Here is an 18,481-nt window from a genome sequence, read left to right as displayed (position 1 = left end):
CTGCCAGACTACCGGTGCGCTGGGCTTTCCGCATCCGCTAGCGCGCAGCGGCGACGAGCGGAATTTCCACCTCTAGTTGGGTATCGGTCCCGCAATCCAGTCCGGAGGGTTCCGCGCCTTCATGAATAAGTTGGGCGGCAATAGCAGCAATCATAAGGCCATTGTCGGTGCAGAGGGAAAAGCGCGGCACGCGCAGCTCGATGCCTGCGGATTCGCAGCGCTTAGCTGCCAGCGCGCGCAGCCGGGAATTAGCTGCCACGCCACCACCCAGCAGGAGCACCTTGGCGCCAGTGTCCTGGCAGGCGCACACCGCTTTGGCGGTCAGAACATCAGCCACTGCCTCTTGGAAGGAAGCGCACAGGTCCTCCACCTGGATTGTCGAACCTTCGCGCTCGGCCTTTTCCACGTGGCGCGCCACCGCGGTCTTGAGCCCCGAAAAGGAGAAGTTGTGGCGGTTGGGCCCGCGCAGGTCCTCGGCCTTGGACAAACCACGCGGCAAATCAATGGTGGGCTCGCCTTGGGCGGCCAGCTTATCGATGACCGGCCCTCCCGGATACCCCAAGCCCAGGAGGCGGGAGACTTTGTCGTAGGCTTCACCGGCGGCGTCGTCAAGCGTGGTGCCCAGTTCCTTCATGGGCTTGCCCACGGCGTCGACCTCGAGCAGCTGCGTGTGGCCGCCGGAGACGAGCAGGGCCACCGAGTGCGGCAGCTCCTCGCCCTCCAGGTTGGCCACCGCGACGTGCCCGCCCAAGTGGTTGACACCGTAGAAAGGCACGCCCCACGCGGAGGCGAAGGCCTTAGCTGCCGACGCCCCGACGAGGAGTGCCCCGGCCAGGCCCGGCCCCACGGTGGCGGCGACCGCATCAGGCTTGTCGACGCCTGCCTCTTTAAGCGCCGCTTTCATCACCTGCGGCATGGCCTCAAGGTGGGCACGGGAGGCGATTTCCGGGACCACGCCGCCGAAGCGGGCGTGCTGCTCCATGGAGGAGGCGACGACGTTGGCGAGGATCTCCATGTGGCCGTCATCCGATAGCTCGATGATGCCCACTCCGGTTTCGTCGCAGGAGGACTCGATGCCGAGGATTATCATCTCTCACTCTTTCGTGGTCGGTACATGGTGTGGGCGTCCGCGCCGGAGGGCTGGTAGTAGTTGCGGCGCAGGCCGTTGATGACAAAATCATAGGCCTCATAGAGGCGGATGGCGGGATCGTTACCTACGCGGACTTCGAGGAAGATAGGTGCGTCGTGGCTGTCGGCGAGTTCCACGATGACATCCATCATCATCCGCGCGATGCCGCGGCGCTGGGCTTCAGGTGCAACGCCGATGGTGCGGATTTCATACTCGGGCCACGCGGCGGGGCCCATGCGGCCGACGCCGGCATAGCCTACAACCTCGTGGGCGACGTCGTCGTCGCGGTTGTCATTATGGCCCACGCGGTTGTCGTCGCGGTCTACGTGGTTGCCATTATGGCCCACGCGGTTGTCATTATGGCCGACGTGGTTGACGCTTGCGTCAACCACCCAGTAGGTGGTGTGCCCCGCGGCGATTTCCTGTTCGAAGGCGCGGGCAGGCCAGGGGCTTTCGCCGGGGAAGAGGACTTTTTCCAGCTCGGCGCAGCGGGAGACGTCGCTAAGCGTAAGCGGGCGCAGTCTCATGATTCAGTAGGCTCAGTGCCGCCGATGAGCGCCGTTGAACGAGGCGTGGCCTGCGGGACTTTCGCATCGGGGCGGCGCAGGTAGAGCGGAACGAGCGGGGCTGGTTCGGAATCAAGGTCGGCGCACGCGACGAGGCCCGCAGCGCGCAGGGTATCCCATTCGCGGGGAAGGCCGGCGAGGGCGTCGGGAAGGCGCGGGGCGATGGCTTCCGGGAAAACCAGGCGCGGGGAGAAGCCCGCAGGCACCGTGAGATCTTCCGGCCGGGTGACCTCCGGTCCGCTGATGCGGTGGCCTTCGGAGTAGGTGGCCCAATAAACCTCCTTGCGGCGGGCATCGATGGCCACGAGCCACTCCCCTGCACGCCCCTGCGCGATGGCATCGAGCGTGCACACGCCATGCACGGGCAGCCCCAAAGCCACTCCCAAAGCGGAGGCCGTGGCCATGCCCACACGCAGGCCCGTGAAGGGGCCCGGACCGGTGCCGACGACGATGGCGGAGAGGTCGGGGTAGGTCAGGGAGGCGTCGTTAAGCAGCTGCTCAATGGTGGGAATGAGCTGCTCGTTGTGCGCACGCGTATCGCTAACAACGCGGTCGACGCTTTCCCCCGTGGTGGTGTCGACGATGCCCGTGACGAGGTCGGTCGTGGCAGTGTCGAGTGCGAGAACCTTCATTAGCCTGCGAAGTGCCAGCGGGTGGAGTCGTCATCCTTCTCAGCGCGCAGGAACTGCATCGGCTGCTGCGGCTGCACCGGGTACACCGCAGCCACGTCCTGGCCCTGAGCCTTCGCCGCCTCAACCTGCGAGAGCACATCACGGCACAGGTCAACGTTGGAGCGCTGCAGCTTCTCCGCCGAGTACTCCTGCTCAGTCGACATGGTGATGAAGTAGTTCACGTCATCGGCCACCTTGCCGTCCTCGAAGTCGATGCCGGCCTCGGCTGCAGGAATATCGGAAAGTTGCTCCTCCGTGGTGCCCGGGCACACGATGAGGCCCGCAACCTCCTCAGGGCCGTAGACATCCGGCACAATCAGCGCAGCGAAGTCGAGGTTCTTCGGGTACTTCTCCAGGGTTTCCGCCAAAGTCGAGGAAGAGTCTTCCTCCGTGTGGGTCATCGACAGGGCGATGAGTGCTGCGAGGAAGACGGCGAAGCCGCCGATAACGACAGTGGTAATGAATTGGCCAAGCTTGTTCATAAAGATTAAATCGCTCCTAGGAAAGGGAGGTGCAGTACGTGCTCATCCTACGTGACTGCCCTCCCCTGCCCCTGCACTACCCAGTGCAGAAACTCCTTAGATGATGATCAATGCCAGCATCTGACACATGAGAATCTTGCCGATAATGGTGGTCGGATACACCGTGGCATAGCCGCGTTCCGCCAGCTGGGTACCGGTCTGCGAGTTCAGGTAGGCCATCACCGCAGGGTTGGTGGTCATACCAGCAGCCACGCCCATGGACTCATCAAACTTAAGGCGCAGAACCAAGGTGCACACAATTCCCAAGCCGATGGCAGCAACGAGGGACAGAACAAGGCCCACGCCCATGTACTTCAGCGACACCGGATCAGAGAGGGCATCGCGGAACTGACCACCGGCAGAAGTACCCACGCCCGCCAGGAAGAGTGTGAGTCCCAGGGTAGAAATCGTCTGCTTCGCGTGGAATGGCATCTGCCAGTGGATGCGCCCGGTACGGCCCAGGGCACCAAGAATGAGGCCCACCACGATGGGACCACCACCGAAACCGAAGGATAGCGTCGTGCCGCCGGGCAGCGGAATCGGGATAGCACCGAAGAGCAGACCAATAAGCAGGCCAAGGGCAAAGGGGAACAAGTCCACGTTGCCGAGCTTGGATTCGGAGTCACCGAGGAAGGTTCGGACGTCGTCAATCCGGCCCGGAGCAGTGACCACACGGACGCGGTCCGAGTAGTAGAGCACGGTGTTGTCATTCGGCACGATTTGGGTATCACCGCGGCGAATACGGGCGATGAGGAAGCCGTGGTTCAACGTGTTCAATTCCCCAATGGTGCGGCCGGCTACTTTCGGGTTCGACACCGTGAGACGGCGGAAAATAAGGCCGTCTTTCTCCCGAAGATGCAGTTCGATTTCTTCACCTAAGACAGCAATCGCGCGCTCCAGCGAAGGGATAGTGCCGTTGAGCAGAAGCTCCATACCGGCACGCAGCTCCATATCCGGATCAGCAAGGACGTGCTTATTCGATTTGCGAAGGCAACGGGTAGCGATGACCGCCTGACCCGTGTAGTCCGCAATTTCGCCCACGGTCACGCCAGGGTCCTTGGTCAGACGCACGGCCTTCCACTTGAGGGGCTCAGAGAGCATACCTTCTTCTTTGGCGTCTTTGACGTGGTTAACGCGGAAAATCTTGGCACCAATCGCGGCCACCAGGATGGTGGCGATGATGCAGCCCGGGTATGCCAGGGAGTAACCAACGACGGGGGCGCTGTTTCCTCCCAGGGTTTCCACCACGGCAGCCATACCCGGAGTCGAGCTCTGGGAGCCGGCCAGCATACCGACGGCCTGCGCTGGGTCAAGGTCGAACATGCGGACCGCAGCCACAGTCAGCCCCGCCAAAACGAAGAAAAAGACGATAACGACCAGTGACATCTTCCAACCACGGCGGCGGAAGTCCTCAAAGAAGCTGCGGCCGAAGTTCAGACCAATGACGTAAACGAAGATGGCGAGGCCAAATTGGTACACGAATGGCGGAACCACAATGTCCGGGTTAGCAGCGGACAGACCTAGGGCGACGAACATGGCTGCCGCCGCGCCGAGCGAGATACCAAAGAAATTGATCTTGCCGATGGCCAAACCCACCGCCATGATCAAAAAGAGAGTCAACAGGGGTTGCTCGGCGAGAAACGTCAGCACACTAATTCACCCATTTCCACGAAAAAACACGGCTATCATCCTCTGCGTCGCGATTGATCGAAACGAACAGATAGGAATCCGACAGACGCTCCATGAAGCCACCACCCCATTCGGCAACGACAACGGCGCTGTCGATATCGGTGTCCAAGTCTAAACCATCTAACTCCCCTAATGGATCATCAGAATGGTCAAGGAGACGGTAGGCATCGACGTGAACCAACGCCGGCCCACCCGCGATTGAGGGATGCTCCCGCGCAATGACAAACGTCGGCGAGGTCACCCTCCCCTTTACTTGCATACCCCTGGCAATCCCCTGGGTAAACGCTGTTTTCCCGGCTCCCAAAGGCCCGTCAAGAATGACCAAATCCCCGGCTTCCAGCGCTGCACCGAGCTCTTCCCCGAGTGCGTAGGTGTCGTCAACGGTAGCAGCGGTACGGGTTCCCTCGTGGGGAAAATCACTGCGCATTGTTATCTCCTTCACGGTAGAAACGCTCGGTGCGCCCGGTAGGGCGGCAAACAATTTCATAGTCAATGGTCCCCGCCGCTTCCGCGAGCTCCGTGGCGCTCATACCGCCTTTACCGAAAATGACGGCACGATCCCCCGGTTTCACTCCGCGTTCATTGGCGCCGAGGTCCACGACGATCTGGTCCATGCACACGCGCCCGACCTGCGGGTAAAGCTCGCCGCCGAGGCCTACCTTAAGCGCTCCTTGAAAGGCTCGCGGCAGACCATCGGCGTAGCCCACCGCTACCGTGGCCAGCTGACGGTCACTGTCGGCGGTCCACGTCAGCCCGTAGCTTGTGGATTCTCCTTGCGAAATCGGTTTCACGGTCAGCACGGAACTTTCCCACGTCATTGCTGGAATCAATCCATGGTCGCGCCCAGCAACAGGTTCGAGGCCATACAAAGCCACGCCGACGCGCGCTTGGTCAAAGCGTGCGGAAGGACGCGTAAGTACCGCCGGGGAGTTAGCCAAGTGGTTCACTAGACACTCGAGGCCTACGCCACGGGCACAGGCCAGAGCTTCCCGGAATTCTGCCTCTTGGTGGTCATTGTGCGGATGCGCCGGCTCGTCTGCGCACGCAAAGTGGGACATGAGGCCGAGGACGGTGAGGGTGGGGACGTCGCGAAGCAGTGCGAAGGTCTCTTCCCACTGATGCTTGTCGACGCCCAATCGGTGCATCCCCGTCTCCACCAACACGAAGACCTCGGCGCGGCGCCCAGTGGCAATCAGCGCACGGGCGTGCTCGAGAGACGGGATACCGATCTGAATGCCCGCATCCAACGCCGGCGTGAGGTCCTCCTTCGGATCCCACAGCCACGCTGCGATGGGGGCCTTTGGGATAACGCCACGCAATGCCACCGCCTCCTCCAGTGTGGCTACGCCGAAGGAATCTGCACCTGCTGCTTCCATGACGGGAGCAACGCGCTCGATGCCGTGGCCATAGGCGTCCGCTTTCACCACGCACATGAGGCGGGCCGGGGCCGCCACGTCCTTCATGTAGGCGACATTATGGGCAATGGCATCGAGGTCGACGGTCGTTCTCAGCATGTCCCTTATTGTGCCACGAGCGGGCAGGAGCCTTAGACTCGCTGCCCGCTCGAAGGGGAGGGTGGATTTATTCCACGGTGACGGACTTCGCCAGGTTACGCGGCTGGTCTACGTCGTAGCCCTTGGCGGTGGCCACACCGCAGGCAAAAATCTGCAGCGGCACGGTCGCCAGCAGGGGCTGCATGAGCGTTGGCGCCTGCGGGATACGAATGATGTGGTTGGCGTAGGCCTCGACGGCTTCGTCGCCTTCCTCCGCAATCACGATAGTGATAGCACCACGGGCGCGGATCTCCTGAATGTTGGAGACCACCTTGGAGTGCAGGGAATCGCGACCGCGTGGGGACGGAACGATGACGAAGACCGGCTGGCCTTCCTCAACGAGGGCAATCGGGCCGTGCTTGAGCTCGCCGGCGGCAAAACCTTCAGCGTGGAGGTACGCAATCTCCTTGAGCTTCAGCGCGCCTTCAAGTGCCACCGGGAAGCCGACGTGGCGGCCCAGGAAGAGTACCGACTTCGCGTTCTCCATGGCGTTGGCCAGATCGTAGACCTGCTTCTCGTTCTCGATGACCGTCTCGACTTTGTCCGGCATGGCGCGGAGCTCGTTGAGTACCGCGGTGACCTCATCGGAGAACATGTTGCCGCGCAGGCGCGCTAAGTACAGGCCCAGCAGGTAGGTTGCGGTGATCTGTGCCAGGAAGGCCTTGGTGGACGCCACGGCGATCTCCGGGCCGGCGTGGGTATACAGCGCGGCATCGGACTCGCGCGGGATGGAAGAACCCTGGGTATTGCAGATGGCAATCACCTTGGCTCCCTGCTGGCGGGCATGGCGCACGGCCATGAGGGTATCCATGGTTTCGCCCGACTGCGACAGGGCCACGACGAGGGTCTTTTCGTTCACAATGGGGTCGCGGTAACGGAACTCGTGGGCAAGCTCGACCTCACACGGAATGCGGCACCAGTGCTCGATGGCGTAGCGCGCAACATGACCGGCGTACGCGGCGGTACCGCAGGCGATGACAATGATCTTGTCGATGGACTTGAGTACTGACTCGTCGATTCGGACTTCGTCGAGAACCAAGTGGCCGTTTTCATCGAGACGGCCCAGCAGCGTATCGCGCACGGCAGCGGGCTGGTCGTGGATTTCCTTCTCCATGAAGGAGTTATATCCGCCCTTTTCCGCAGCTGCGGCATCCCACTTGATCTCGAAAGGCTTACCCTGAGCAGGCTTGCCTGCGTAGTCAGTAATCTCAATGTCGTCAGCAGTGATGGTCACGACCTGGTCGTTGTCCATCTCCACGGCGGACTTGGTGTAATCGATGAACCCAGAAACGTCCGACCCCAGGAAGTTTTCTCCCTCACCCAGGCCGATCACCAGCGGCGAGTCACGGCGCGCTGCCACAATACGGTCAGCCTGGTCGGCATGAATAGCGAGGAGGGTAAACGCACCTTCAAGGCGAGAGCAGGTCAGCTGCATCGCCTTGGTGAGATTCTCACCAGCTTCATTGTGGAAGACGTCTGCCAATAAAGTGGCGGCAACCTCGGTATCCGTTTCGGACACGAAGTTGTGGCCCTTGGACTCCAGCTCGTGCTTCAGCTCGGCGAAGTTTTCAATGATGCCGTTGTGTACGACGGCGAGCTTGCCGCCATCCACCACGTGCGGGTGGGCGTTAAGATCCGTCGGGCCACCGTGGGTGGCCCAGCGAGTGTGGCCAATGCCCAGGACCGAGTCCTTGAGCGGGCGGGCTTCAATTTCGGCTTCGAGCGCCGCTACCTTTCCGGCTTTCTTGCGCCAGCCGATGCCACCATCGGCATACATAGCAACGCCCGCGGAGTCATAACCGCGGTATTCGAGTCGGCGCAGGCCTTCCAGCACGACGTCTTGGGCATAGTAGTCACGACCATCAGTGTTATGGCCTACATATCCAACAATTCCACACATGAAACTGGATTTTACAGCACGTATCACCATGTTGACGGTCTGGGAGGGGCAGTTTTCTGCCGCGGGCCTGACCTTTGCAGAATCGCTTTCTACTCCCCCTCCCTACGGCCGATTCCACCTGTGCGGGCAGTCTTTCCTCTATTCTGTAAAGCGTGTCTGCGAATTTGAAGAAGCATCTCGGTACGTTGTCCAAGCGCGGCCCGCACCGCGTCCTCGTTGGTGACCTGTCTTATGCAGGAATTGAGGGCAAGGTGTATACCCCGTCTGAAGGAAAGGGCCTGCCTGCTGTGGCCTTTGCCCACGATTGGACGAAGAGCATCAAGGATTACCACGCTACGTTGCGCCACCTTGCTAGCTGGGGCATCGTCGTTGTTGCTCCCGATACGGAAACTGGTGCTTTTGCCAAGCACCGCAACCTCGTTGCCGACGTCGAATCTGCCCTGCAGATTGCCACCGGCGTCAAGCTGGGTGCGGGCAAGATTTCGGTATCTGCCTCCAAGTTGGGGGTGGTCGGCCACGGCATGGGCGGCGGTGTAGCTACGCTCGCGGCCGTGGATAACCCCAAGGTCCGTGCCGTAGCGGCTCTCTACCCGGCTGACACCTCACCGTCTGCGGTTAAGGCTGCCCACACTGTGAAGGCTCGCGGTCTTATTATCGGCGCCGGCCAGGATGACATCTTCCGCGCTGGTAACCCCGCCAAGCTGGCGAACGCTTGGGGCGGGCCGGTGGCCTACCGTGAGATTGCTAAGGGCACGCAGTCGGGTTTCAGCGAAGATAAGTTCTTCAAGCTCGCGCTGGGCTCCGGCTTTTTCCAGGGCTCTGCGGTGGAGACCGCCCGCGGTCTCGTCACCGGGTTCCTTCTTAGCGAGCTAGCTGGTGAGTCCAAGTACGACGCTTTCGCGGCTGCCGACGCTTCCGCCAAGGGTGTAGAGAGCTTCACCGGTGAGGCTTTGGCCAAGCGCGCCGGCTTCGAACGCGACTAAATACGTTTCAACTAGAAGGCGCCGCAAGGCGCAACTCTTCCTTCAGCTACAGCAGGACGGTCAGTTATCCGCCCTGCTTTAGTCTTTTTAGCTTAGGGACTTCAAGAAAGTACCAGGCAATAAGTGCAATGCCCGGCAGAAGCAACTGAGCAGCCGTCCACAGCTTTATGTGCGCCATATCTCTGTCGTATTTAATCTCAATGCCAAGCACAACAAAAGCCACCAAGAGGTACAGCATGGGAAGAACGCCCCACAACACGTCATGAAGTAGAGCAATTGTCATGCGGTGTTCTCCAAACCTTGGTTGGAACGTTCAGCGGCCAGTAACGCCAAAGTAGCACAAGGAATTGCAGGCAGACCAGAGCTGTTCTTTAGCTTCTTTGTCAGCCGCGTCTGAGCACCGATTGCACTTGACCCCGGGTGCGACCGCGACTTTGGCCTCGGCTACCCGGCGCGGGCCTCGACGGTTGGTTGCTTCTTTGCCCCTCTGGGTGCGTTTGGGCTTGAGCAGCGCGCTGCGCAGACTTTTCCAGGTCCTCCTGTGCTTTGGCCATCACCTTTTCAAACTCCAATAACCGAGCTGCGGTGCGCTCACGGAACCCGCGGGCGAATTCATCAAAATCGTTGTGCGGCATTACCACTGCCCTGCCTTTCGTGCGTGTACGGATGGAGATTCGGAACTCGGTGCTTCGGGAACATCATGCTGTTCCATGGGCGGAGCTGTATTTGGTTCTGGGGCCGGGGCGGCAGGCGCAGGAGCCTCAGCCGCCTGGACATGTGCAATTTTCTCCGGCGGCGGTGTCGGTTCCGGCACTGTGCTGAGCTCCGGTGGTGGGGTGATCACGCCATCATCACTAGGAGGCGCCGGCTCGGGTTCTGGTACGGGTTCGGGCGCAGGCTCCGGCTCAGGCTCTGGTGCAGGTTCCGGTTCCGGCTCAAACTCTGGTTCCGGCAAGTTCTCAAAGAAGTCTTTCGCGGCATCAGCCAGAAGACCCAGCCCCACTAGGGCGATGCCCACGCCGAGAATTCCCAAGACACCGCTGCATGACTGTTCAGGAGTGCATTCCTCTTCATCGGCAGCCTCTTCCGAGTCTTCGCAGTCCTCGGCATCCTCCTCTACCGTGTCAGAATCCTCTGGCTGCTCAGGTTCTTCTTGCTCTACTGGCTGTTCTGGCGGTATCAGTTCCTCCGAAGGAACCTCCTCTACCGGAATTGGTGTTCCCGCATCTGCTGGTGTGGTGTTACAGTCCTGCTCCTCCTCACTCTTTTCGCTCTTTTCGCAGCCGCATGAGTGAGCGTTCTTCTCTTCCTGCTCCTCCTGGCAACCACAAGGTTTCACGGTGTCTTCAGCAGTCTCGGGCTCAGACTCTCGTTTTGGTTCTGGAACCTCGTCCTCTGGCTCCGGTGTGACAACACTCTGTGGTGTGGTCTCCGGTGGGCACGGCTCGGACACTTGCTGGGGCTCAGTCTGTGGATCGGTGTCCTTTTCTGGGACCGGCTGCCTTGTAGCTTCGGGTTCATCGGACGGCTGCGGTTTCGGAGTCGGTTCAGGCTCCGAAGGTTGGCTTGGGGTAGGTGGGCTCGACGGCGCAGCTGGTGCAGCGGGCTGAGCAGGCGCAGTCGGCGTGGCTGGCGCGGTTGGCTCACACGGTTCAGGAGATGGCTGAGGACACTCCTTCTTATCCTCTTCGCGTCCGCACTCGGGGTTCGGAGGTGTTTCGGGGAGCTCGCGCTCACACACCTCACTACAACGCCTTTCAAACTCGCAATAGCAGTTCTCGATAGCGGTATCGCGATCACGACAGGTCTGCGTGATCGTGTCATTTGTCTGCTCAATAAGGTCGCTGCCGATGGATGAGATACCAGGCGCAATGAGTTTTCCCAACGGGTGACGCTGCAGCAGCATCGTCAGGATATTGAGCAGGGGAATGACTGCGGAGATGAGTTCCGTCAAGGCCGAGTCGGAGACATCGACAACATCCTCAATGGCATCGGAGCATTGCTGCGCGGACTCCACGAGGTCATCGGCCTCGCGGCGTTCCTCTTCAAAATCGTCCTGCACGCCACGTAAGTGGTCCATAATCGCTCCCCCGGCCAACGTCAACACGGTTCCGAGGAGAAATTCCTTAAGCCCGCTTCCTCCACCCCAGGGCCGGCGAGCCCCCATCGCTGATGCCGTGCTGGCAACAAGGTCCCCAGGGTTGATTCCGTCGACCGAGCCGACCATATCCCCCAATAACCCAATTGGTGTGCTGGGCCCGGCGTAGCTGCCCATGCTCGCGGCTTGGAACTGGGACACCGCATGTGAATAGTCTCCCAGCAGGGATTTAACCATGGTGGACATTAGTTCACCCCCGAGTTCTGCGCGCCAAGGTTGCCGGCAAGGCCACGGTCTACGTCACCAAAGGCATGCAGTTGTGCTCGGGCGGCATCAGCCGTCGCGGACATATTGTTCAAACGCCACGCCCCGCGCTCATGTAAGCGGCTTAAAAGAGCTTGGATCTGCGCTCCGTGTCCCCCAAAATCCCTGCCTGCAGAGGCCTGCGGGAAAACCGGGACATCGCTGCCGTGGGCGTCGCTCTGCACGGCAGTCTGGTCAATAACGGTGCTCAGAAGCCTTGTTGCTTCATCCTCATCAAAAAATACGTCGGGCATAAACGAGCCCTCCTTCTCGTCCACTACGAACAGTTTGTCCTGCCCTTATTGGACTGAGAAAGCCTCCCCGCGGTTCCCCACCACAGATAAAACAAGAAACCCCAGGCCATACGGCCCAGGGTTGCGGTGAAATGAGTGGAACTAGACGGCGGCCACTGCCGCAGCAAGCTTGCCCGCTACCTTGCGAGCGTGTTCCTTTTCAGCGGCCTCGACCATCACGCGGAAGAGCTCCTCGGTACCGGACGGACGCAGCAGTACACGGCCGGTGTCGCCAAGCTCTGCTTCCGCTTCGGCAATGGCTTCCTTGACCTCGGGGGCGTCGAGAATCGCAGCCTTGTCCGACACTGGAACGTTGATGAGGACCTGTGGCAGTACGGTCATGACCGACGCCAACTCCTTGAGGGACTTCCCGGACTTGGCCATGCGCGCCATGATGGACAGGCCAGTCAGCGTTCCATCACCGGTGGTGCAATCATCCGGCAGCACAACGTGGCCGGACTGCTCACCGCCCAAGGAGAAGTCACCGCGGTTTAGCTCTTCGAGCACGTAGCGGTCACCCACAGCGGTCTCCTTGACCTCAATGCCCTGCTCCTTCATCGCGATCTTGAGGCCCAAGTTGGACATCACGGTAGCGACCAAAGTGTTGAAGCGGAGGTCATTCTCCTCCTTCATACCCACTGCCAGCAGGGCCATAATCTGGTCACCGTCGACAACATTGCCCTCAGCATCGACTGCCAGGCAGCGGTCAGCATCGCCGTCGTGTGCCAGGCCCAAGTCGGCGCCGTGCTCCACGACGGCCTCCTGTGCCTTATCGATGTGCGTCGAGCCGCAGTCTTCGTTGATGTTGAAAGCATTCGGTTTGTTATGGATGGCAATAACCTCAGCACCTGCTGCGGCGTATGCTTCCGGCGCGACCTTAGAAGCCGCACCATTCGCAGTATCAACAACGACCTTGATGCCGCTTAAATCTGTGGTAACCACCTCAGCTAGGTGCTTGAGGTAACGCTCGCGGCCATCTGGCGCCTCAGAGATAATGCGGCCAATCTTGGTCGCAGTAGGGCCATCCTCCGTAAGGTTGTCCATAGCGGCCTGGATGCGATCCTCGACCTCATCCGGCAACTTCCTGCCACCGGCGGAGAAGAACTTAATGCCGTTGTCCGGCATCGGGTTGTGGGAAGCAGAAATCATCACACCAAGATCTGCCCCAAAGTCATCGGTAAGGAACGCGATGGCCGGGGTGGGCAGCACACCAACACGGACGACGTCGACGCCACGCGATGCCAAACCCGAAGCAATCGCCGCATCCAGCATCTCACCGGATACTCGCGGGTCACGGCCAATAATCGCGAGCGGGCGGCGCTCATAGGATTCACGGTCTGAAGTAAAAACTTCCGCCGCGGCCTGGCCCAAGCGCAGCGCGAGAATCGGGGTGAGCTTCTTGTTCGCGAGGCCGCGAACTCCATCGGTTCCAAAAAGTCGAGTCATAGCTCTTAATTATGCCCTTTGACCCCCACTTACCGCAGGTTGGGGCTCTACACCCGTCCTGAAGCTTCAGTGCAATGCCGTGCGCTGGGGAAACTCCCCGTTTGGCGCGCGCAGCATGCCAACTTCTGCTTGAATGTTGGACATGGCGGACGCAAAAGGCGTGATGAGCCGCACAGGCTCAAAGGGATTTCGAGCTCTAAAGACACTGACAGACGGCGTGGTCACCAAGTTCAACATGGTGGCGCTCGCTGTCGCTGCCGTCTTTCTTGTGCTCGGCAATACCGAACCTGCAAATACAGAGGAGCCAGCAACCATCACTCCAGGTGAGACGGTGGAATTAACACAGGCCCATGTGGTCTTCGACGAGCCGCGCATTGAGGACGGCCAAGTCCATGTCACCGCCACCGTACTCAATACTCAGGACGCAGCATTTTCGGACTTCCAGCAGACGTTTACGCTGACCAAGAATGGTGAGCCTCTACCGTTTGACCAGTTTTCCATTTCACCGTCACTGCACAATGGTCCGGTAACGAATGCCAACCCTGGGGTCCCTTTTGCTCTCGACATCATCGTGGATGACGTTCCCGGGACAGTGCTTACCCTCAATGACTTGACGGTACGCAAGTCTAGCTTGGACATGTCCTACCGCTGGTTTGATCCCACGCCCGTAGCAGAGATGGAGTTGGCATGACGCATCGCAAGTCTTCCGCTCGGCCCCTGCTCAACCGTAAAAAGATACCGATGGTCGCCGTCGCCGCAGCGATCACCTCCCTTGGCATTTTTATTAGTAACCAAATGCCAAAGCCACGTGATGTTGAGTTCGCCCACTTTGAGTACATGGACGAAATCCCTGGGCACACGAGAATCAGCCAGGTTAAAGCCCACGCCCGCCCACTGCCTGCTGCGGACTATGCAGAATTTACCGGCACGCTACCCGAAGGCGAAGAGCTCAACGAACTTTATGAAGTTGCCATTGATTTCACGTTGGAACGCACGCACACATACCCCTTGATTCCCAAGCTGGAAGACTCCCAAGGGCGTGTTTTCCGCACGTCTTCACCGCAATGTGACGCTGAAGTGACCTCTTTGCCGATGACGTGCACCAGTATCTTTGTACTTCCAAAAGACTCACTGGGCTCGGCCACGCTGGAGCTAGAGGTAGAGAACGTCCTCGGTGATTTCCACCAGCAGCCAGTTCCTATGGGCAAGGAGCTTCACACCGCCGTGGAGGTTAAAGCATGACGCAACAGGACACAGCATCGAAGAAGCACTCGAAAGCGTGGTGGTGGGCAGCAACGATCCCAGCGCTCGCTGTGATGGTGGCCGCTTCCTCCTCAGTCTTGGTCCACGGCTATCGCCCACTGTCAGTGCATTCGATTGCTCAGGCAGGCAAGCAGGAACCAGTCGAGTTCAGCTTTGATTACCAGGTGGATAAGGACGCCGTTCAACGCTCCGCAACGGTCGAGCTCGACATCCTTGAAAAAGCTGAACGCTCTGAATTCAGCTCCGCGTACGCGGATAAAAATCTGATGGATCCGCCTGAGCTTCCCGGCGACACTGAGGTCTACAAAGCCTCAGTAGTGTGGCACGCGGATCCGGAAAACCCACTCGAAGGATGCGAGGTGGGACTTCGGAATGCCGAAGGAATCGAGCAACCTGTCCGCCTCGTGGTTTCCCCACAAGATGCGCCCGTCGATTTTCCCGCTGCCTTTCCCAACTTGTGCGAACCAGAAGGCGCAGAAGGTCCGATGGCGATCAATCCGTTTGAATTAGATGCCAACATTATCCCCGAGCCCAGCAAGCGCCCAGAGAAATGGGAAATGACGTATTACTTCGTCACTACCGTCGGATTCGAGCCCATTGAGCTCTTCGTCACGTGGGGCGCCCCGCACGAGGTCCGCTTGGGCACGGGCTCTTAGAAGCCTTCCCCGCTCACAACCGTCTCGACGTCCTGCGCACCCGGATCTGTCTTGTTCCAAGGCCAGGACACCATAATTTTTTCTTGCGGGTAGTAGACAAAGATGTCACCGCCACCGAACCCATCTTTGCCCCATTCATTGACAAGGATCTCCGGCTGTGATCCACTCGCCTCACGGACAGTCCGGGTCGACGTCTGGAAGGCCTCATCGTGGTAGTCGGGCAAGGCGCGGTAAATTTTCTCCGCCTCCTCCCCCATGATGACGTTCCGTGGGCTGAGGAACGTCATGAGCCCTTGTGAGTCTTGTTCCTGGGTGAGCCACAGCTTACAGGAATAGCCATGGGCACCTTCGAGCAAAGCATTCGTTGACAGAAGCGCGGTTTCACTACACAACGCAACCTTCTCAATAAAGGTCTCTGGTAGTACGTCTTCGGTCTCAGGGCGCAGGTTCACAATGTGGTCTTCGCGCAGGTCTGGGCGTGCCAGCTCATCACTAGTGTCATGCCGTTTAATCTGCTCCACGGTGATACCGCCAGCAACCAGAACTACTGCAATAATCACAGTGAGGATGTTGAGTTTCCGTGAGCTCATCTGCCCGGAAGAATCAGTAGTAGCCTCCGCGCGGTCCACCTCGGCGGATTGAAAGTTTTCCGTAGTCTGCGTCACCTGTTCCACCTACTTCTCTCCTGCCGGAGCTGTGGCTGATTCGGTTTCTGCTTCCGGCGCTTCATCTACATCGCCATCGGCTTCTTCATTCAGTTCTTCCTCTGTGGCGTATTCCGCGTTGAGGAAGCGGTCCAGCGCGGCCACAACGAGGGGTAGCGCCACGATGAAATAGACTGCGCGTGCCACAACCAGTACATAAGGCTCCAGACCAATCGTGATGATCCCTAAGGCCATTGGTTTAATGATGGCGCGCAGGGCATAAATCACGCCCAGCTCTGCGGCTGATGCCAGAACAAAGACGAAGCAGAATGTCAGCATCGGGACTACACCTGCAACGGTCAGCGTCTTGAAGTTCCGCCACGCACTGCGGAAGGGTCCCACCACTGGCTGCGCAGCGTTGTCGAGCATGTCACGAGTCGTGCGGAATGCCGCTTCAGAGTAGCGGCGGCCGTACTCGGCCCACATCTTTTGCTCGGCATGCGGGGAGAGCCTGCCTCTCTCAGCGGGGCCTTCAATGGGGGCATCAGCCACCGTCTGCTCTGGAGGAACCGTGTCCTCCGAGGAGGACTTCTTGTCTTCTTCCCTAGTCAGACTCGTGTTGTACACCACCGCACCTAAGGTCAACCAGGCAAAAGGAACGACGATGAAGTTGCCCATTTGCGCCGCGTTGCTCCACAACCATCCGATCGGAGCGCCAATGAGTCCTGTGTGCTCAACTATCCAATCTTTGGCGCTCACAATTGCATCCCAGACTGGGCCGATGCCTTGGCGGGTGAGAATCCAAGTACGGACCTTGTCAAGATTGCTGCTGAGGCTGAGTGACGCCGTGGCCATCCACAGAATCTCAAGGTAGGCCGCGGCAGTAGCCATGCCGAAAGCACGCTCTCCTAGTTTGAGCGCACCGATGAGCTTGCGCAGCACAAGGATGGAAAGGATAAAGCCGACAAAAAGCCATCCAGTGCTAATGAATGAGCGCCCGAAGTCATAATCCACAAAGCTAGTGGCCACCTCAATGGTGATGCTGTCATACACAAACGTGCGTCCGTCATCGCGCAGCAGTCCATGGGAAGAATACACGGTGAGGAACGGAATGAGCAGGCCGCCGACGGTCAGAAGCGTGGTTTTATCAAGTTTGGTAAAGCGGGTCTCGCCGCCGAAAAACTCCATCGACGGTTGCATGATCCAAAAACATATGATGACACCTGTCATCACAGACAGCGGCGCAAAGGGGAAGATCAGGGTTGCCGCTAGGGGCGAAACTGAAGAAACTACAACTGCCAGCCACAGCACCGCAGCTCGTGATGCCAGCGATAAGGCAATCACGGTGACCAGCTGCGGCAGGTAGCGCCACAGCAGCTTCGCGGCATCGACAGGAACTGCCAGTGCGTCCCTTACGCTTTCCACAATCACATTCACGCCGCTTAGTATAAGGAGGATCACACAGCTGCGCTGCACGAACGGGAAACTTACCGGGTTACTCCCCATGGGAGTAAGACCAAGACAGGCAGCATGTTAATGGCATGTAGTCAGGTAGCGCCCTGAGAATTTGCGGAGAGAACATACTCTCCACCAACGGCGAAAGCCGCCGCCTCCAATAAAGGAAGCAGCGGCTTTCGGAAAATGCAGTAAGCGCAGATTAACGCTTGGAGTACTGCGGGGCACGACGTGCCTTGTGCAGACCAGCCTTCTTGCGCTCCACGGCACGAGCGTCACGGGTGAGCAGGCCAGCCTTCTTGAGGGCCGGGCGGTCAGCCGGGTTGTAGACGTTCAGTGCGCGGGCAATAGCCAGACGCAGGGCGCCGGCCTGACCGGTCGGGCCACCACCATTGACAGTGACCTTGATGTCGAACTGGCCATCACGCTCAAGGATGGTCAGCGGCTGCAGGATGTCCTGCTGGTGCAGCTTGTTCGGGAAGTACTCGTCAAAGGCACGGCCGTTGACGGAGATGTTGCCAGAACCAGCAACGAGGCGAACACGAGCGATGGCGCGCTTACGGCGGCCAACGGTCTGGATCGGACCCTCGTGGATAGCCGGAGCAGCGGTCTCAGCCTCTGCCTCGGTCTCCGGTGCCAGGGAATCACCAATGGTGTTGGTGAACTCTTCGGTAGCGGCGGTTGCTGCAGCGATGTCGGCAGCGTCGGCTACGTTGTTGTCGATGTTCTGCTCGGTCATTACTGTGCCACCTGCTTAAACTCAAAGGTTTCCGGCTTCTGGCCGGCGTACGGGTGCTCCTCGCCCACGAAAACGTGCAGCTTCTTGATGGAGGCGTTGGAAAGCTTGTTGTGCGGCATCATGCCCTTCACAGCTTCCTCGATAACGCGGACCGGGTTGGCGTCCAGGGACTGACCAAGGGTCATGGACTTCAGGCCGCCCGGGTAACCGGAGTGGCGGTAGCGCATCTCGCGCTCGCGCTTGTTGGAGGAAATGTGGATCTTGTCCGCATTAAGGATGATGATGTGGTCGCCGCAATCAACGTTCGGTGCGTACTGAGGCTTGTGCTTACCGCGCAGCATGTCAGCCACGGTGGAAGCGAGCTTGCCCAGAACCACGTCGGTAGCGTCGATGACGTACCACTTGCGGGTGATGTCACCGCTCTTCGGGTGGAAAGTAGACAAAATGACTCCTTGAAAGTCTGTCTCGGAACTGCCGGCCATCGCTATGTAAGCCCATACGCGGGTACATACAGCGGCCGGTGGGGACCTGCAGTCCGCGTGCACCCCTCAACAAAAGGGTGCAGACACATA

At 59.5% G+C, this 18,481-nt stretch carries 20 protein-coding genes; 4 read left to right on the top strand and 16 right to left on the bottom strand.

Translation table 11 applies throughout. The features are described from left to right. Window positions 1-37 precede the first annotated feature (37 nt). From tsaD to glmS, 8 genes are all read right to left on the bottom strand, one after another. Complete coding sequence (gene tsaD / locus NX84_RS03470; protein ID WP_039673827.1) at window positions 38-1,090, bottom strand: tRNA (adenosine(37)-N6)-threonylcarbamoyltransferase complex transferase subunit TsaD; 1,053 nt, start codon at window positions 1,088-1,090, stop codon at window positions 38-40. Continuing rightward, window positions 1,087-1,656, bottom strand: coding sequence for a GNAT family N-acetyltransferase (locus NX84_RS03465; protein WP_039673825.1), 570 nt, complete (start codon window positions 1,654-1,656; stop codon window positions 1,087-1,089). Before NX84_RS03465 ends, tsaD begins: the two co-directional genes overlap by 4 nt. Next, window positions 1,653-2,327, bottom strand: a complete 675-nt coding sequence (gene tsaB, locus NX84_RS03460) for a tRNA (adenosine(37)-N6)-threonylcarbamoyltransferase complex dimerization subunit type 1 TsaB (protein ID WP_039673823.1) — start codon at window positions 2,325-2,327, stop codon at window positions 1,653-1,655. The genes NX84_RS03465 and tsaB overlap by 4 nt, the downstream gene beginning before the upstream one ends. Beyond that, window positions 2,327-2,848, bottom strand: coding sequence for a hypothetical protein (locus tag NX84_RS03455; protein ID WP_052319643.1), 522 nt, complete (start codon window positions 2,846-2,848; stop codon window positions 2,327-2,329). The genes tsaB and NX84_RS03455 overlap by 1 nt, the downstream gene beginning before the upstream one ends. 96 nt (window positions 2,849-2,944) lie before the next feature. Beyond that, window positions 2,945-4,537, bottom strand: coding sequence for an aspartate:alanine exchanger family transporter (locus tag NX84_RS03450; protein WP_039673820.1), 1,593 nt, complete (start codon window positions 4,535-4,537; stop codon window positions 2,945-2,947). A gap of 1 nt (window position 4,538) precedes the next feature. Next, window positions 4,539-5,003, bottom strand: coding sequence for a tRNA (adenosine(37)-N6)-threonylcarbamoyltransferase complex ATPase subunit type 1 TsaE (tsaE, locus tag NX84_RS03445; protein ID WP_039673818.1), 465 nt, complete (start codon window positions 5,001-5,003; stop codon window positions 4,539-4,541). Further along, window positions 4,993-6,090 carry an alanine racemase gene (gene alr, locus NX84_RS03440; protein ID WP_039673815.1) on the bottom strand — a complete coding sequence of 366 codons (1,098 nt, stop codon included), beginning with the start codon at window positions 6,088-6,090 and terminating at the stop codon, window positions 4,993-4,995. The genes tsaE and alr overlap by 11 nt, the downstream gene beginning before the upstream one ends. A 67-nt stretch (window positions 6,091-6,157) precedes the next feature. Then, window positions 6,158-8,029, bottom strand: a complete 1,872-nt coding sequence (gene glmS / locus NX84_RS03435) for a glutamine--fructose-6-phosphate transaminase (isomerizing) (protein WP_039673813.1) — start codon at window positions 8,027-8,029, stop codon at window positions 6,158-6,160. 152 nt (window positions 8,030-8,181) lie between these two features. On the opposite strand from glmS, the gene NX84_RS03430 reads away from it, so the two are divergent. Then, window positions 8,182-9,012 (top strand): dienelactone hydrolase family protein, encoded by an 831-nt coding sequence (locus tag NX84_RS03430; protein ID WP_039673811.1) that lies wholly within the window; start codon window positions 8,182-8,184, stop codon window positions 9,010-9,012. Between the two features lie 64 nt (window positions 9,013-9,076). Here the strand turns inward: NX84_RS03430 and NX84_RS03425 are convergent, their stop codons facing one another. The 4 genes from NX84_RS03425 to glmM form a co-directional block, all read right to left on the bottom strand. Beyond that, window positions 9,077-9,295 (bottom strand): hypothetical protein, encoded by a 219-nt coding sequence (locus NX84_RS03425; protein ID WP_039673809.1) that lies wholly within the window; start codon window positions 9,293-9,295, stop codon window positions 9,077-9,079. A gap of 351 nt (window positions 9,296-9,646) precedes the next feature. Then, window positions 9,647-11,356, bottom strand: a complete 1,710-nt coding sequence (locus NX84_RS03415) for a hypothetical protein (RefSeq protein ID WP_039673805.1) — start codon at window positions 11,354-11,356, stop codon at window positions 9,647-9,649. Beyond that, window positions 11,356-11,667, bottom strand: coding sequence for a hypothetical protein (locus NX84_RS03410; protein WP_052319642.1), 312 nt, complete (start codon window positions 11,665-11,667; stop codon window positions 11,356-11,358). The genes NX84_RS03415 and NX84_RS03410 overlap by 1 nt, the downstream gene beginning before the upstream one ends. A gap of 141 nt (window positions 11,668-11,808) precedes the next feature. Beyond that, window positions 11,809-13,152, bottom strand: a complete 1,344-nt coding sequence (glmM, locus tag NX84_RS03405) for a phosphoglucosamine mutase (RefSeq protein WP_039673803.1) — start codon at window positions 13,150-13,152, stop codon at window positions 11,809-11,811. A gap of 142 nt (window positions 13,153-13,294) precedes the next feature. Between glmM and NX84_RS03400 the strand changes: the two genes are divergently transcribed. Genes NX84_RS03400 through NX84_RS03390 form a run of 3 tightly spaced genes read left to right on the top strand, consistent with a single transcriptional unit; the run spans window position 13,295 to window position 15,071 of the window. After that, window positions 13,295-13,843 (top strand): hypothetical protein, encoded by a 549-nt coding sequence (locus NX84_RS03400; protein WP_126297595.1) that lies wholly within the window; start codon window positions 13,295-13,297, stop codon window positions 13,841-13,843. Further along, on the top strand, window positions 13,840-14,394 hold the full coding sequence (locus tag NX84_RS03395; RefSeq protein WP_126297594.1) for a hypothetical protein: 555 nt from the start codon (window positions 13,840-13,842) through the stop codon (window positions 14,392-14,394). The genes NX84_RS03400 and NX84_RS03395 overlap by 4 nt, the downstream gene beginning before the upstream one ends. Next, window positions 14,391-15,071: a hypothetical protein gene (locus tag NX84_RS03390; RefSeq protein ID WP_039673797.1), complete on the top strand. Its 681-nt coding sequence runs from the start codon at window positions 14,391-14,393 to the stop codon at window positions 15,069-15,071. Before NX84_RS03395 ends, NX84_RS03390 begins: the two co-directional genes overlap by 4 nt. Here NX84_RS03390 and NX84_RS03385 read toward each other — a convergent pair. The 4 genes from NX84_RS03385 to rplM form a co-directional block, all read right to left on the bottom strand. Then, window positions 15,068-15,736 carry a hypothetical protein gene (locus tag NX84_RS03385; RefSeq protein WP_126297593.1) on the bottom strand — a complete coding sequence of 223 codons (669 nt, stop codon included), beginning with the start codon at window positions 15,734-15,736 and terminating at the stop codon, window positions 15,068-15,070. The genes NX84_RS03390 and NX84_RS03385 overlap by 4 nt on opposite strands. Window positions 15,737-15,745: 9 nt before the next feature. Beyond that, the gene (locus tag NX84_RS03380) at window positions 15,746-17,152 is read right to left on the bottom strand and encodes a hypothetical protein (RefSeq protein WP_126297592.1); all 1,407 of its coding nucleotides are present in this window, start codon (window positions 17,150-17,152) and stop codon (window positions 15,746-15,748) included. Between the two features lie 220 nt (window positions 17,153-17,372). Beyond that, window positions 17,373-17,909, bottom strand: coding sequence for a 30S ribosomal protein S9 (gene rpsI, locus NX84_RS03375; RefSeq protein WP_039673791.1), 537 nt, complete (start codon window positions 17,907-17,909; stop codon window positions 17,373-17,375). After that, window positions 17,909-18,352: a 50S ribosomal protein L13 gene (gene rplM, locus NX84_RS03370; RefSeq protein ID WP_010189505.1), complete on the bottom strand. Its 444-nt coding sequence runs from the start codon at window positions 18,350-18,352 to the stop codon at window positions 17,909-17,911. Before rplM ends, rpsI begins: the two co-directional genes overlap by 1 nt. Window positions 18,353-18,481 lie beyond the last annotated feature (129 nt).

Origin of the sequence: Corynebacterium minutissimum (assembly GCF_000805675.1) — a bacterium.
Taxonomy (GTDB): domain Bacteria; phylum Actinomycetota; class Actinomycetes; order Mycobacteriales; family Mycobacteriaceae; genus Corynebacterium; species Corynebacterium minutissimum.
Note: the sequence above shows the minus strand (reverse complement) of the source record. Positions and strands in the feature narration are given on the sequence as shown.